Origin of the sequence: Rhodococcus sp. MS13 (assembly GCF_013277835.1) — a bacterium.
In the GTDB taxonomy this organism is placed as follows: Bacteria; Actinomycetota; Actinomycetes; order Mycobacteriales; family Mycobacteriaceae; genus Rhodococcus_F; species Rhodococcus_F erythropolis.
The window spans coordinates 248,192-263,364 of sequence record NZ_VBTL01000004.1; the positions used below are offsets into that span (position 1 = coordinate 248,192).

General features: G+C 61.6%; 15 protein-coding genes. 3 read left to right on the forward strand and 12 right to left on the reverse strand.

The window, feature by feature from the left end; genetic code table 11:
* From FEZ59_RS09545 to FEZ59_RS09570, 6 genes are all read right to left on the reverse strand, one after another.
* Window positions 1-672 (reverse strand): signal peptidase I, encoded by a 672-nt coding sequence (locus FEZ59_RS09545; RefSeq protein ID WP_223257981.1) that lies wholly within the window; start codon window positions 670-672, stop codon window positions 1-3.
* A gap of 65 nt (window positions 673-737) precedes the next feature.
* The gene (locus FEZ59_RS09550) at window positions 738-1,280 is read right to left on the reverse strand and encodes a hypothetical protein (protein WP_019745195.1); all 543 of its coding nucleotides are present in this window, start codon (window positions 1,278-1,280) and stop codon (window positions 738-740) included.
* A 15-nt stretch (window positions 1,281-1,295) separates the two neighbouring features.
* The gene (locus FEZ59_RS09555; RefSeq protein WP_020909027.1) at window positions 1,296-1,805 is read right to left on the reverse strand and encodes an alternate-type signal peptide domain-containing protein; all 510 of its coding nucleotides are present in this window, start codon (window positions 1,803-1,805) and stop codon (window positions 1,296-1,298) included.
* 218 nt (window positions 1,806-2,023) lie between these two features.
* On the reverse strand, window positions 2,024-2,965 hold the full coding sequence (locus tag FEZ59_RS09560; protein WP_037133753.1) for an Ig-like domain-containing protein: 942 nt from the start codon (window positions 2,963-2,965) through the stop codon (window positions 2,024-2,026).
* A gap of 728 nt (window positions 2,966-3,693) precedes the next feature.
* Window positions 3,694-5,289, reverse strand: a complete 1,596-nt coding sequence (locus FEZ59_RS09565; protein ID WP_019745199.1) for an amidohydrolase — start codon at window positions 5,287-5,289, stop codon at window positions 3,694-3,696.
* Window positions 5,286-6,245 carry a DMT family transporter gene (locus tag FEZ59_RS09570; RefSeq protein ID WP_172932575.1) on the reverse strand — a complete coding sequence of 320 codons (960 nt, stop codon included), beginning with the start codon at window positions 6,243-6,245 and terminating at the stop codon, window positions 5,286-5,288. The genes FEZ59_RS09565 and FEZ59_RS09570 overlap by 4 nt, the downstream gene beginning before the upstream one ends.
* Window positions 6,246-6,296: 51 nt before the next feature.
* Here FEZ59_RS09570 and FEZ59_RS09575 point away from each other — a divergent pair, with 51 nt between their 5' ends.
* Both FEZ59_RS09575 and FEZ59_RS09580 read left to right on the forward strand, forming a co-directional pair.
* Complete coding sequence (locus tag FEZ59_RS09575; protein WP_003940110.1) at window positions 6,297-6,854, forward strand: TetR-like C-terminal domain-containing protein; 558 nt, start codon at window positions 6,297-6,299, stop codon at window positions 6,852-6,854.
* Between the two features lie 208 nt (window positions 6,855-7,062).
* Window positions 7,063-8,703, forward strand: a complete 1,641-nt coding sequence (locus FEZ59_RS09580) for an ABC-F family ATP-binding cassette domain-containing protein (RefSeq protein ID WP_172932576.1) — start codon at window positions 7,063-7,065, stop codon at window positions 8,701-8,703.
* Window positions 8,704-8,771: 68 nt separating this feature from the next.
* Here FEZ59_RS09580 and FEZ59_RS09585 read toward each other — a convergent pair whose 3' ends face one another.
* The 6 genes from FEZ59_RS09585 to FEZ59_RS09610 all read right to left on the reverse strand — a co-directional run bounded on the left by FEZ59_RS09585 (window position 8,772) and on the right by FEZ59_RS09610 (window position 14,242).
* Window positions 8,772-9,260, reverse strand: a complete 489-nt coding sequence (locus FEZ59_RS09585) for a nuclear transport factor 2 family protein (protein WP_141488412.1) — start codon at window positions 9,258-9,260, stop codon at window positions 8,772-8,774.
* A 27-nt stretch (window positions 9,261-9,287) separates the two neighbouring features.
* Window positions 9,288-10,601 (reverse strand): MFS transporter, encoded by a 1,314-nt coding sequence (locus FEZ59_RS09590; RefSeq protein WP_007731424.1) that lies wholly within the window; start codon window positions 10,599-10,601, stop codon window positions 9,288-9,290.
* Window positions 10,602-10,677: 76 nt separating this feature from the next.
* On the reverse strand, window positions 10,678-12,135 hold the full coding sequence (locus FEZ59_RS09595) for an FAD-dependent oxidoreductase (RefSeq protein WP_020909035.1): 1,458 nt from the start codon (window positions 12,133-12,135) through the stop codon (window positions 10,678-10,680).
* Window positions 12,132-12,914 (reverse strand): SDR family oxidoreductase, encoded by a 783-nt coding sequence (locus tag FEZ59_RS09600; protein ID WP_020909036.1) that lies wholly within the window; start codon window positions 12,912-12,914, stop codon window positions 12,132-12,134. Before FEZ59_RS09600 ends, FEZ59_RS09595 begins: the two co-directional genes overlap by 4 nt.
* Window positions 12,907-13,743, reverse strand: a complete 837-nt coding sequence (locus FEZ59_RS09605; protein WP_007731420.1) for an SDR family oxidoreductase — start codon at window positions 13,741-13,743, stop codon at window positions 12,907-12,909. Before FEZ59_RS09605 ends, FEZ59_RS09600 begins: the two co-directional genes overlap by 8 nt.
* 49 nt (window positions 13,744-13,792) lie before the next feature.
* Entirely contained in the window at window positions 13,793-14,242 is a 450-nt protein-coding gene (locus FEZ59_RS09610; protein ID WP_021345469.1) for a nuclear transport factor 2 family protein, read from the reverse strand.
* A 138-nt stretch (window positions 14,243-14,380) separates the two neighbouring features.
* On the opposite strand from FEZ59_RS09610, the gene FEZ59_RS09615 reads away from it, so the two are divergent.
* Window positions 14,381-15,103: a helix-turn-helix domain-containing protein gene (locus FEZ59_RS09615; RefSeq protein ID WP_029256190.1), complete on the forward strand. Its 723-nt coding sequence runs from the start codon at window positions 14,381-14,383 to the stop codon at window positions 15,101-15,103.
* Window positions 15,104-15,173 lie beyond the last annotated feature (70 nt).

A 15,173-nucleotide genomic window follows, 5' to 3' on the forward strand; every position in this document is an offset into this window, starting at 1 on the left:
CTATTTCGATTCGGAGTTTGGTGCCGATGGATCGGCGGGCAATACCGGCGCGCCGAGTTCAGGGCCGGAAAGAGTCGGGTCGGTGCCACTTTCGTCGTCATCGGCCTTGCCCCGCTTGTCGCGGATGCCACTGACGACCATCCACACGGCATATACAGCCAGGCCCGCAGCCACGCCCGTGGTGAGAATCGAACGCGATTGCCCGTTGATCACCGAGTTCACCCGGCCCAGATACGGCACCGAGTAGATGACCCGACCACGGATCTGCTCGGGCACCAGCGACCACGAGTCGGCGACGGGGTTGTTGTCGCCGCGAGTGTGGATGCGACGCTCCCCTTCCCCGGTGTAGTAGATGCCCTCGATGCGGTGGGTGACCACCGCTGGATCGCCGGAGACGGGCTGGAACGTGATCACGTCCCCGGTGGTCAGATCCTCGTTAGGAGTCGGCTTGACCACTATGAGCGTGCCAGGGGGCATGGTCGGTTCCATCGAGCCGGTGAGAACCGTGTACGCGGTGGAGCCGGTGAGTCGAGGGATAACGACCATCACCGCGAGAACGCCGATCATCAACAGCAACAGCACCCACGAGACGATGGTGCGAGTCCACCACCAGAGGGTGGTCTTCTCTCCTGAGTCTTGTTCGGGATCATGTTGCCGCTCAGATGTTTCCACGTGTGCGCTGTGCCGGGGTCGATACTCGGCACGTTCGCCCGCGCGCCGGCTTCTCGCGGTGACGGTCATGACTGGCTCACTGAGCTTGCGTCGAAGGTGAACGTCGCGTTGGACTGTTGGCTCGCTGCCGCGCCCTGGCCCAGCGTGGCCCGCAGGCACAACACCTGCATCTGCCCGGCCGGAACCAGCTGCTCCGAAAAGGCCGCACCGTCCATGGCGCCGTTGTAGAGCTCAGTGCCCACGTCACCAGTGGCGGTGCAGGCCGCCTCGTTGGCTACCTTGGCCACGCGCAGGCTCAGCGGCGGTGGGGTGGCGCCGTTGAGTACAACATCGGAAAGCACGTAGTTCATCTGCACATTGCCGGAGTTGATCACCGGCAAGGGCATCTGAATGCTGTCGCCCGGGCCCTTGTTGTCCAACTTGAACCCATCGAGGTTGAACTGCTTGACCCCTTCACCGCCGGCAGAGATATCGAGCATGCCTGCCTGAATAGTGCCGCCGGTCGATTCTGCGGTATCGCGCCACAGCGCGCCGGTCTGCTGCACCGAGACGAACCCGATGAGCAGAACCGACGACGCTGCGATCGCCCATTTGTACTGGGTCTTCACGTGACCTTCTTTGGCTTAGTTGAGCGTCTGCTCGAGGGTGACCGCGCCGCCGGCGAGGCTGGCGGTCTTCGTCTGACCGGTGTTGTCGCCCGCGGCCCCCGCGTTGAATGTGATGGTGGTCGTGAACGTTGCCGCCTGATCCAGGCCGGCGGTGTACGTCGTCACGGTGCCACTAGCCGGGGCCACGGTCAGCTGATTCAGCGTGACGAGGTCTCCGGTGACCCCCGTGAGCGAAGGCGTCAACTTCGCCTTCAGGTTCGTGCCAACGAGGTCGATGCTGTAGTTCGCGGTGTAGGTGACGACATCACCGGGCACAATCAGGTCGCTCGCGGGATTGAAGGTACTGCCGTTTGCCCACGTCCACACGCCGGCGCCGACCTGCTCGACCGACAGCGAACCTGCGCCAACCGTCTGCGGAGCGCCGCCGTTGGTGGACGAGTTCCACGCGGCCATGGTTCCGGCACCGCCTGCAAGCAGAACGGCAGCCGCACCTGCGGCGATCGCACCCTTTGTGGTCTTGTTCATCTGGTATTCCTCCTGTGCAGTTCGCGGCGGGACATCCGACGCGCTTGGTTGAGCCCGGGCCGTGCGGATGTGCACTCCGGTGAAACAGCCCCAGGAAGGGGCATGGGAAATGAAGCCGCCGAATTGAATTCGGTGACCGAGAATGCCGGCGATGCGCGGAGATGGTCGAGATCGCCCCTCGCATCGCGAGTTCTAAGTGGCCGGTTGGGCCGGAGTGGTTATCCGCCGAGGCTTCCGAAGAGGTCCAGGCTTCCGAGCGAACCGGTGCTACTGCCGAGCGAACCGCTGCTGCTGCCACCCGGATCGGTAGTTTTCGCCGTGACCTTGACCGTGACTCCCGCGGAGGCGGGGCTGGTCCCACCCGCATTTGTCGCAGTGGCGGTGATCGGATGACTGCCGGGTGTGGTAATAGTCAGGTTGCAGCTGAAGTCCCCACTCGCATCCGCGGTGGCGGTGCAGGTGGCACCCCCTCCGGTGACAGTGACGGTGCTGTTCGGCTCTGCCTTGCCGGAGACCTTGACGGGTGTACCCGCCTCTACCTCGGCGGCGCCCAGAGACAAGTCGGTCGGAGCACTGGGAGCGACCACAGCAGGCTCGCCCTCCACCAGGACCAGACCCCAGCCGGGGTTGATCTCGTATCCCTGCAGGACTTCGCTGGCCGGGATACCAATCATGAAACCGACCATCACGTTGACGTTCTGCGCGAGAGGCGTCTTCACCAACTCGATCCGAGTCGCGGAATTCGCATCCGGTCCGATCACGAATTGCTGGCCGACCTGGCTGCCGATTTTGCCCCGTACTGTCGCGGTGCCGCCGCCCGAGACGGACCAGCCCTCGCTGAAGAGTGTGAGCGTGGCGGGAAGGTCGCAGACATTGCGGACGTCGAAGGCCATCTGCGTGCCCTCATCTCCGGGGATCGGGATGTAGTCGGTTCCATTAGGCCCGAAGGCTGGCGGCTTGACCCAGGGTCCACCGTTCTGGGACATCTCCAGGCACTGGTCAGTGATGTCGTCGCCCGGGGCAGCCACGGCGCTACCGGGAGCAAGCAGCGCACCCGAGGTCGCGAGGAGCAATGCAGCCGGCAGCGCCGCCAACACAGCAGTGGCGCGCCGGGGGAGACGGGATTCGCGTCCGTCCCCGACCGGGAAAAATCGAGGCATGTGAAGACTCATTTCGTCTGTCCCGTTGCCGGGCATTGGGGTGATAAGACGACAGATCCAGGTACATCCGCCATCGGTGCCGAACATGTTGCAGAAGGCTTGCGAGCCGAACCGTGACGCTGTGCATGCCCTCGCTCATACATAGCTACTGCTCCGCTTCGGATCAATTTTTATCACACGTATCAGCTTTTGTGGCGGTTTTACTGGTCAAACGTTCAGGAGGAATTCGAACACTCCATGCGGGTGAATTATGCGCGCTGACCAGTACTGTTAGAAACAGTTAGCTGCGCTTCGTAACTTGTTCCCGAAAAACCCTTTGGCGCCGAACGGGCGATTCGTTCCACTCGATATGAGAACACGTTCTACATACTCTTGGTATGTCCGAGGATATTCACGAACGAACTCGTCGAGAACAGCGACCCTCGAGCAAACAGAAGGATCGAACCGTTTCGAGCACGTGCTGCATTTCGTTCACGAACGCCACGGACACGGGCATCATCGATCGCCGCGCCTCGCCGGATCAGACGGCCATGACAAACCCTCGCACGCTCCGAAACCAGCACTCCACCAATAACTTTGTCCGACCATCGAATAGCGACTGCCCCCTGGTGCGTCCAAAGCTGTGGGCCGGGAAGCAAATTCGCTACCCGGCCCACGTGCGTCTACAGTTGCGAAGCCGGTAAGGAGTTGACTACCGGCACCCAATCCCAAGGTAAAACTACGAGCACCTACACCTCGAAGACGGTCTCACCGCCGACAACCGTGCGCAGGACCGACAGTTCGTTCAATTCCTGAGAAGCGCTCCGCAACGGATCTCCGTCGAGCACAACAAAATCCGCCAAAAGTCCCACCGCTATCCGACCTTTGTCCGATGACTCACCGGTGAGACGGGCGGCAGCGCTTGTGTAACCGGCCAACGCATCGGACGCGGAAACCCGTTGCTCTGCACCCAGAACATGACCTTCTCGCGTCACACGGTGTACGGCTGTGTTCATCGTGAAGAGCGGGTTCACGGGAGTGACAGGGCAGTCGCAATGCAGCGCGTAGGCAAGCCCCGCCGCCACGACCGACGCCACGGGGCTGATCCGCTCGCCACGACCCGGTCCGAGGAACCGATCACGGTGCCGGTCGCCCCAGTAGTAGACGTGGTTCACGAAGATCGACGCCACCACCCCGAGTTCGACCATCCGCACGATCTGATCTTCCCGCAACGTCTGAACGTGCTCGAGTCGATGCGAAACTTCGACGTCCGGGTGTGCCGTCCGTGCCGCTGCAATTGCGTCCAGTGCAAAATCGATGGCTTGATCACCGTTGGTATGAATCGCAACCTGCCGGCCGGCAGCGTGATGTTCCGCGACGAGCACCCCGAGTGCACCTGCCGGGATTGCCATTCCGCCGCAGTGGCATCCGCCCAGATCGTGGTACGGCTCGGTCAGCGCAGCGGTGTGCAACTGAATCGACCCGTCCGAAATGAGTTTGACGCCGCCCACACGAACTCGGTCTGTCGAATCGGCGAGTTCACCCAATTGATCGTGAACCCCGTGGCCGAGGTAGAGGCGCGCACGCAGACGCAGTTCACCATCAGCGTCCAGTTGTCGGTACGCCTCGTACATCTCGGCTGTGACGTACATGTCGTGAAAACTTGTCACGCCCACCGAAGCCATGACTTCCTGCGCCCGCAGCATCGCGATCTTGGACGCATCCGGGTTCATATCCGGAACAAGTCCGTGCACCAGAGACATTGCCGGAACCTCGCACAGTTCACCGGTGGGTACACCGGCGCTGTCCCGAACGATGACACCACCCTCCGGATCGACCGTGGTGACATCGATCCCGGCCTTCTCCAGTGCGACCGAGTTGACATAGATCCCGTGAGCAGACAAGTGCCGCACCAGAATCGGATGCTCGGTGGATGCCTTGTCCAGATCAGCTGCGGTCAGACCTCGATCTTCCGCCACGAGGCTGTCGTCGAAGCCCCACGCTTCTATGGGCTCGCCAACTGGTGTGATCGCGGCCCGCGCGGCCAACGCCGTGATCAACTGCTCGATGGTCGGGCACGCACTCGTCGTTGCGTCGACCCCACTGAGCATCAAACCCCACATCATCGGATGAAGGTGCGTCTCGATGAACCCCGGAACAATCACCGCTCCGGCGAGATCGACAACGGAGGTTTCGGAATCGGTCAGCGCCGAGATCTCGGCATCAGTTCCGAGAGCGACAAATCTGCCGTCCTTGACGGCCACAGCGGTCGCGTTATCGCTGACAGCACCGTCCATGGTCCTGATCTCGCCGTTGATGTAGATGTGGTCAGCCACCGGTGTCATACGCTTGTCTCCATTCGTTTTCCGACTACAGTCGTCGAGGACTTCTTCGCAGGTATCCGCGACGCCACAACCACTCCGGCCAAAATCATTCCGGCACCTGCAAGTTGGACGAGAGTTGGGGTCTGCGCAAGCATCACCGCGCCGAACAGCAGTGCCGACGCCGATTGCAACACCAGGCTGGCGGCGACTGCACTGGCAGGCAGACGCTGACTGGCGCTTGCCACCAGGAGCCACCCGATCACCTGAGATACCAACGCGAGCAGGACAAGCCAGCCTTGAGCTACGAGCGAAGGCGTCAGATCCAAAGTTCCACTCACGAGGCCGTATGCACCTGCAGTGAGGGCAGTGGCTCCCGTCGAGACGAACATCGGCAGAGCCGTTCTACCCGCCGCCCGAGTAGCCAGACCCATCAGGAAGATGTAGACCGCGTAGGCGCCTGCAGCGATCACGGCAAACGACACTCCGACAGCAGGATTCGACCCCGTGAGCGTTGTGCTCGCCCCGGCTACCAGAGCAACTCCGACGAAGAGCAACGGAAGGCTGGCGACCAGTTCCCGGCCGATCCGTTGGCGCAGAACAACGTAGCCGAGGATTGCGACGAACAGCACTTGCAAATTCAGGATCACAGTCGAAAGACCTGCCCCGATCGAATGAATCGACTCGTGCCAGAGCACCAGATCGATTCCGAGGAACGCGCCGGCAAGCAAAGACTTCACGATCCAGGGCGCCGAGATCGAAGGCCGGGATGACCGACGACGCTGAACGAGCACGAGTATGCCGAGAGGGATGAGCGCATAGAGACACCGAAAGAAGGCACCCGTCGACGGAGACACTCCTGAGAGTTCATAGAGCACCGAGGTCAACCCGAGGATGCATGCACCGGTGACGACTACGCGCAGGTCACGACGGCGTAGTTGATCGCCGGACGGCACGCGTGGCGGTACTTCATCACTCATGGTGATAATGTATCACCGACGCAAAGCCTGTCATACAGGGAAGATGCGTGCATGAGAACTCCGGTTACCCGTGAACGCGTGATCGCTGCCGCAGCCGACCTGGTCGACAGCAAAGGCGCCGACGCTCTGGTACTGAGTCAACTCGCCGAGACCCTCGACGTCCGGCAGTCAGCCCTGTACAAACACGTCGACGGGGTCGACGACGTCCACCATCAACTCAGCCTCCTCGCACGCAACCTTCTCGCCGAACAACTGCGTGCCGCCGCGGTTGGTCTCTCGCGCGACGACGCCGTCATGGCGCTCGCAGACGCATGGCGTGCCTTCGTCCGGGTGCACCCCGGGCTCTACGCCATCACCGACCGCTACCCCACTGCTCCGCATCCCGATCTGGTCTCCGCCGTGGGCGAGGTGGTAGACGTCATCAACAAGGTGATCGCGGGATACGGTCTGAGCCCGGATGATTCGGAGCAGGCGGCGTGGTCTCTTCGTAGCGCGCTGCACGGTTTCTGCATCCTCGAATCGGTAGAGGGCCAACCGGCCGGCACCGACCCGGATCGGGTTTACCGAAGACTGGTCGAACTTCTCTGCGCCGGTATTGCTCGTATGTAAATACCGGCTCCTGTTATCGTCGGATGAAACCGCACAGACCAAAAAGGATCAGACATGGTTGGTGAACTCGACATCTCCGGATAAAACCGGGCATGACGGCCACCGGCAGACGCCTCGGAGCGCTGCCGTAGTGGCCATGTTGTCGTTCACTTACCCGACTTTTTGCGGAGCAGCGTTGCCGCGCCCGCACGACACCTGAGGTCTATTCATGTCCGATACCTACATCGTTTGCTCGAATCTGTCTTTTGCCTGGCCGGACGACACTCCGGTCTTCGACGAATTGTCCTTCACCGTGCCCGGTGGTCGAACCGGGCTGGTTGCCCAGAACGGCGTCGGGAAAAGCACTCTGCTCACATTGATCGCCGGTCAACTCCGCCCACGCGCCGGCAGTATGTCCGTCGACGGCGTTCTCGGATACCTTCCGCAAGACCTTCCACTGACGGGCGATCTGACCGTTGCCGAGGTCTTGGGCATCGCCCCGACGCTCGCTGCGCTGGACGCTGTCGAATCCGGAGACACACGAGAAGAACACTTCACGACAATCGGGTCCGACTGGGACATCGAAGAGCGGACCCGAGCCCAACTCGGCCGACTCGGTTTGAGTGACATGACGTTTGATCGTCGTCTCGACACTCTGAGCGGCGGGCAGGTCGTCTCGCTCGGACTGGTGGCTCAACTCCTGCGACGCCCCGATGTCCTTCTCCTCGACGAACCCACCAACAATCTCGACCTTGACGCGCGCCGCAGACTTTACGACGTTCTCGACGACTGGAGTGGCTGTCTGTTGGTAGTCAGCCATGATCGAGGACTACTCGACCGCATGGACCGCATCGCCGAACTTCACAGCGGCGAGATCAGCTTCTACGGTCGCAATTTCACCGACTACGAAGCTGCGGCACGCTCGGCTCGCGAGGTGGCGGAGAAGAACATCCGCAACGCCGAGCAGGACGTCAAACGCGAGAAGCGCGAACTGCAGCAGGCCCGAGAACGCGCTTCACGACGCGCAAGTAACGCTGCCCGCAATCTCGGGAACGCGGGCTTGCCCAAGATCTTTGCGGGGACCATGAAGCGCAATGCTCAGGAGTCGGCCGGCAAGGCGAACGAGACACACCTCGCCCGGGTCGACGCGGCAAAGGACCGACTCGACAGAGCGGGCCGCGCTCTTCGAGACGACCAGACAATTTCGCTCGAACTGCCAGGCACTCACGTACCCGCCGGACGCATGGTGTTCCTTGGTGAGCGAATGCAATTCGCGTTCGGCGATCGTGAGATCTTCGCCGACCCCGGCATTGACCTGGCCATTCGAGGACCGGAGCGTATCGCGTTGACCGGGCCGAACGGCGTCGGAAAGTCGACGCTACTTCGCATCGTCAACGGGGATGTTGCGCCGACTTCCGGTGAGGTCAAGCGAGCCGACGGCCGGGTGGCATATCTGTCGCAGAGGCTCGACCTACTCGACCCCGCACGCACCGTCGCCGAGAACTTTGCATTGTCGGCTCCAGGCCTTCCGGCCCCGGAACGCATGAACATCCTGGCACGCTTCCTCTTTCGGGGTGCGGGTGCTCACCTACCCGTCGCTGCACTCTCCGGCGGTGAACGGCTGCGGGCTACGTTGGCATGCGTTCTCTTCGCCGATCCGGCCCCGCAATTGCTTCTTCTCGACGAGCCGACCAACAACCTCGACTTGGTGAGCGTTGCTCAACTCGAAAGTGCCCTGAATGCATATCAGGGGGCGTTCGTGGTGGTCAGCCACGACGAGAGATTCCTGGCCGAGGTCAAGGTCGAACGCTGGCTCAGGCTCTCGGACGGCCGTTTGACCGAGGTCGCCGCACCGGACGCAGTGGGCTGACACGACCAGTGAACAGGCGAAAGGCCTTCACACACATCGTGTGTGAAGGCCTTCGTCTGCACTACTGGTCAAGGCGTCCTGGTGTACACCGGATCGTCGAAGGATCGACGTTGCGTCACCCAGTCCGTGGGCAGGATGTTCTCGATCATGTCTTCACGGGATTCGTCGAACACGACGATCCGATCGGCGATTCGCCACTCACCACGGCGCCTTTCGAACCTGTCGACGTAACGGCACTTGATCGTGGCAAGCGTCTGCACCGAATCCGTACCGGAACGCTCCTGCCGCAGAAAACACAAACAGTACGACTCACACTGAGCGACATCGCCGTTGACGTCGATCAGTATGTTGGAAATGCAGTGAATCGACGAGTCGATCGTCTTGTGCCTGAGCTTCATGTCTTCGATGAGCCCGTCGACAGTTCCGATGTAACCACCGTGGTTGTCTATCGCGTCGTCGAAGTAGCAGAAGGCTACGCTGTCGAAATCTTTCCGATCGACGGCCCGAGCGTAGCGATACAGAACTTCGGTGATTTCTTGCTTGTCAGCGAGGGACACAACGCGTCTCCTGTTCTCCCGAGGTGATCAATCGACCTGCAGTTCAACGCCCTTGGTCTCCTTGATGAAGAAGACCGTGACGAGGGTGATCACGGCACAGAACACGAAGTATCCGGCCGGGGCGAGAGAGTTACCGGTCAGGCTGATGAGATAGGTGGCGATGAAGGGCGCGGTGCCACCGAGGAACATGTTGGTGACGTTGTTGCCCAAGGCCAGACCGCTGTACCGCACAGATGCTTTCAGCATTTCGACATAGGTCACGTACGAAGCACCGTTGACAACGGAAACGCAGATGAAGAGCACCGACTGACCGACAACCGCCTGCCAGATACCAGAACCGGCCATCATCATGAACATCGGGATTCCGAGAACCACTGCGGCGGCACTACCGGCGAACAGCACCGGCCGACGCCCGTACTTGTCGGCCATGTATCCCGAGATCGGCAACGTGATGACGCCGAGAACCAGTGCAAGAGAGGTGGAAAGGAAGGCAACGCGCGACGAGTGACCGCCGGTGGTCTGCAGGTACGTCGCGGCATACACCGAGGCGATGTAGTAGCCACCGGTGATGAGTGCGCCCAACAGGATGATCTTGACGACGCTGCCGCCGGAGGTACTGAGCAGCTCACGGATGGGAAGCTTCTTGGTCTCACCCTTGTCCTGCAGCTCCTCGAACTGAGGAGTGTCTTCCATCTGGCTACGGATCCAGATACCGATGCCGCCGATCAGCAGGCTGAGCAGGAACGGGATACGCCAAGCCCACTCGAGGATCTGCTCTTGCGAGAATACCGACGTCAGGCCGAGGGCCATGAGCGAAGCAGCCAGCGAACCCAGGTAGGTGCCGGTATTGACCATCGACGTCTGCGTCGCTCGCCACCGCTTGGGAGCGGACTCGGAGACAAAAGCGTTGGCACCGCCGAGTTCACCGCCGGCCGCGAAGCCCTGCAGGCAACGAGCCAGAACGAGGATGGACGTGGCCCACACACCCAACGTGGCGTACGTCGGCAGCAAGCCCATGCCTGCTGTCGCCAGAACCATCAGAAGGATGGTCCAGGAGAGAGCATTCTTTCGGCCGTACTTGTCGCCGATGTGGCCGAAGAAGATTCCGCCGGGTACGCGTAGGAAGAAGGCCACGGCAAATGCTGCAAAGGTACCGAGCAGTGCTGCGTTCGGGTCGTGGGAAACGAAGAACAGCGCGGCGATTGTCGTGGCCATGTATCCGTAGATACCGAAGTCGTAGTACTCGACGACGGTACCGACGATGGCCGCGCGAATTACCTTCGTCGTCGACTGTCGTTCGGTTGCCACGCTGCTGCCCTCGGTGGATTCGGCTCTCGCCATGGTCTCATTCTCTGACATGTTGTTCCCTGCCTGGATTGGATACTGACTGGATTCGGTGCCGCGCAGACGTCGGACGTCAGGAGTGCGCGATGGAATGGACCGGTGCGCTCTCAGCGCTGGTCCTGGTGTAATTCGCCGCATTACGTCCCGCTACGCGGCCCATGGTCAAAGCGTTGGCAACTGCATTGCCGCCGCCCACGTATCTCAGTCCGAGGATTCCGGCGCCGGCCTCACCGGCCGCGTACAGACCCTCGATAGGTACTCCGGTGCTGCCGAGCACGGCCGCATCGGTGTTGATTTCCATTCCCGCATGCGTGCATACGAGCTCCGCCGGAAGGATTTTCGCGGCATAGAACGGTGCTGTCGCAATAGGATCCGGGTTGCCGACGGCACCCTTGTTTCGCAGCGTGCGATGACGGAGGAAGTCGTCGTCGTGACCGCTGGGCAGTTGGTCGTTCCATCGACGCAGGGTTTGCGTCAACGTCGCAACCGGAACACCCGTAGCCACTGCGAGGTCTTCGATCGTATCCGCGCGAATCGTGCCACCGGCGGCAACTTCTTCCTCGATGCGTTCGGGATTCCAATCCGCATATCCCGGAGCCAGATTCACGCGAGCGTTCTCGTCGAAGATCATCCAACCGTATCCACCCTGATGGTCGATGATGCCGGTCGAGACGGCGTACGAGCTGTCCTCGTCCATGAATCGACGGCCGTCCTGGTTGACGTAGATCCGCGACTTCGGCGGAAAACCGGCCTGCCAGTGATGGAATCGCTGGAAGTAGACCGTGGGCAGCATCAGACCCCAGCCGTCGCCCGCCACGGAAGCACCGAGGTTTTCGGCAAAACGAAGATGGTCTCCGCGACTCCCCTCGGCTGCGACGACGAACAAGGCGTCTCCGGCCTTGTTCGCGTCCGGGAAGTGGCGCGCCACCAAGCCCGGATCTTGCGCGAATCCACCGGAAGCAACAACGACGGCGCCCGCATGTACCTCGATGTCGTCGGCGACAACACCGACAACCCGACCGTCTTCCTCGATCAGCTTCTGCACCCGTGTTCCGAAGATGACCTCGATCCCGTGCTTACGACGAGCCTTGTCCAGCACCTGAATCAGTCCGTATCCCTGATCCTTGGGCACATGGCCGCGCCAGACGTCCTCGACGCCGGCCTGGGCGAGTCCCGGTTGGTGAGCGTTACCCGAGATCGCCGCCGGAATCTCGACGCCGAGTCCGATGAGCCATTCCAGTGTCGGACCCGCGTTTTCGCAGAACGCACGAATCAATCCGGGTGAGAGCATCCACTGGTTGAGGTCCATGTAGTGCTGGAAGAACTTCTCCGCCGAGTCGTCGACGCCGAGTCCGGCCTGCACGCTTGTTCCGGCGGCCGTGAAGATTCCGGCCGAGAGCGCAGTGGAACCACCGAGTTCGGTTTCGGACTCGAACAGCAGAACGGATGCACCTTCTTCTGCCGCGGACACCGCAGCCGCGAGGCCTGCTCCGCCGCCACCGATGACAACGACGTCCCAGTGCTCGGTCATGAAAGTTCTCCAGTCTCCGCGATGATGCGGTGGTAAAGACCGTTCGACACCAACCCGCCGTCGACGGTGAGCTCCGTACCGGTGGTGTAGGTCGAACTGTTCGAGAGCAGGAACAGCACTGCTTCGGTGATCTCGTCGAGAGTTCCCATGCGTCCGAAGGGAACCGACTTCAGTGACGCGGCGACGAAGTCGTTTGCGCCGCCGAGCAGCGCCGTACCGACCAGTCCCGGGTGCACAGAGTTGACGCGAATCCCCCACTGCGCGAAGTTGCCCGCGGCCGACTTCGACAGACCGGTCAAACCCCACTTACTCGACGAGTAAGCCGGAGAGAAGTATCCGATCTGACCGGCGATGGACGAGATGTTGACGATCGATCCGCCACCACTCTCGCGCATCAGCGGCGCCACCGCCTTCATACCGTAGAACGGACCGAAGAGGTTGATCTTCATGGTCAGTTCCCAGATGTCGTTCGGGGTGTCCATGAATTCGAGCCGACGCGAGATGCCGGCGTTGTTGACCAGTCCCCCGAGTTCCCCACGGGTGGTGCGAATTTCGTCGACAACCCGGTCCCAGGCCTCGGCATCGGTGACGTCTAGAAGATGAGCGGACGCCGATCCGCCGGCGGAGACAATGTCGTCGACCACGCCGGATGAATCCGAAACATCGGCAATGCAGACATGCGAACCGCGCGCGGCGAGAGTGCGCGCGTGATGCGCTCCCATCCCGGCAGCACCGCCGGTAACGAGAACGACGCCGGGATATTTCGTGGACTCAGACATGCCGCGAACCACCGTCCACCGCAATGCTGTGCCCGGTGACGTAGCGCGCGCTGTCCGAGAGCAGGAACAGCAGCGGGCCGAAGACCTCTTCGGGCGAGCCCAGACGATGCAGCGGCACCGCGTCGAGTGCGTTCGCGAGCGCGATCGGATCTTCTTGAACCCACTTCGTCATCGCCGTGTCGATGTAGCCGGGCGCAATGGAGTTGACCCGAATACCCTTGTCCCCGAACTCCACTGCGAGAGACTCCGTGAGGTGCGCGACGGCAGCTTTCGACGTGCAGTAAGCGCCTCGCCCCTTCCGCACACGCAGCGCAGATACCGAGGACATGTTGACGATGGCGCCGCCGGGACCGAGGTGGCGTGCCGCAGCCTGAGCACCGTAGAGCACTCCTTCGACATTGACACTCAGCGTTGCGCCGATCTGCTCCGGGGTAATCTCCTCGGCCAGCGCGAACGGGAAGATACCCGCATTGTTGATCCAGAAATCGACCCGGCCGAACTCCTTCAACGCCAACTGCGCAAGCAGTTCGTGCTCGTCCGGCTTGGTGACGTCGACCCGAGCTCCGACGACGCGACCCGGCTTGTCCGCCAGTGCATTCGATTCCAGGTCCGTATTGATTCGTGCGGCCGTGGCGAGCATCTGCTCTTCGTTGATGTCGGCGCCGACGACATGTACGCCGCGTGTTGCCAGCCCTTCGGCGAAGGTCGCACCCATACCCTGAGCCGCGCCGGTCACCACTGCGACCTTGCCTGCCAACTCCGGGTACACCGCCGACATCTGCGTCACAACGGTGCGGCCCGGGTTCGTCTGGTCAGAGCTTTCGGTCATGATGTACTTCTCCTACTGAATATTGTTGTGCAAGAAACTTTTCGGTACTTCAGCCTTGTTCGGACACTCGAGGTGCGTCGTCTCGGGAGACGGTGCGGCGGGCGATCTTCCATTCCTCACCGACCCGAACCACGCGGTCATCGACAGTCGTCATCCGCACCAGTCGCGATTCGCCGCCGCGAGCGGTGGCAACTATCTGCAGGTACCCGCGCACTGCGAGAGCACTCTCGTCCACCGCCTCGACTACGAGATTGGTCAGAACGTGCCGATGCACCTCGTCGACGGCTTCCGCAGCAGCGTAAAAGCGAGCAGCAAACGCTGCAAGGTCGCCGAAACCGACCACGGGTTCCGGATAACTGGGTGAATGAAATTCACCGTTGGCCGTGAATGTCTGCGCCCAATCCTGCTGGCGCCCAGAGTCTATGCAATGACTCTGGTGGCCGTACAGCTGTTGGATTGCGACAACATCCTCCGTTGCCACGACGCGATAGTTGCTCATGAAGGTTCTCTCCGAACACGCTGCGCTGCATCCACCCGAAGGTTGTGCAGCTCCGTAAAGTGTGCGATAATCGCACACACTGTGCGATATGTTCAAAGCGTAGGTGGCATACCTCACAAACGTCAAGAAAGGGATTTGATGTCAGAGCTGAGCGAGGAACACCGACCGCGCAAAAGCGCAGTTCAAGTGGACTCGAGCATGTCGAAAACGCTGCACCACGGACTCGAGATCTTGGAACTCCTGACGTCCTATCCGCACGGTTTGTCAGTCACGGACATTGCCGACGGAGTGGGAGTCCACCGGACTGTCGCACATCGGTTGATCCGCACGCTCGAGGCTCATCACCTGTGCCGCAAAGACTCCTTCAAGCGCGTCACTCTCGGCGCCGGACTGGTCACCCTCGCCGAACCGGTGGAACAGGATTTACGAACCCTGGCCCGCCCGATACTTCAAGAACTTGCCGAGGCCACCGAGGCGACAGCACACCTGGTGGTCCGCGAGAGCGACACCGAAGTGCGCGCACTGATGGTGGTCGAACCGCGCAGCGCCAAGGTTCACGTCGCGTTTCATCCAGGGCAGGTTGATCCGATCGACCGCGGCTCCGCCGGGCTTTCCATTCTTGCCTCACTCCCACCGGTGAGCGGGGAACGAGAGGAAGTGACGGCGGCCCGCGCACGGGGTTACGCAGTGACCGTCGGGGAGGTCATCCCGTCCGTCCTGGGAATCTCGGCAGTCATCCCCGGCAGACGCCGCGACGCCATCTCCAGCCTCGGAATCTCCGTGTTCGACTCCGAGGATCAAGCAGCCCTGGGCGCCGAGGTCATGGCAGCGGCAAAAACCCTCGGCAGCATGTTGCGCTGATCCAGACAACAGGCTGATCCGAACACCAGTCGAGCCCCGGGAATACCCGGGGCTCGACTTTGTTGACTCC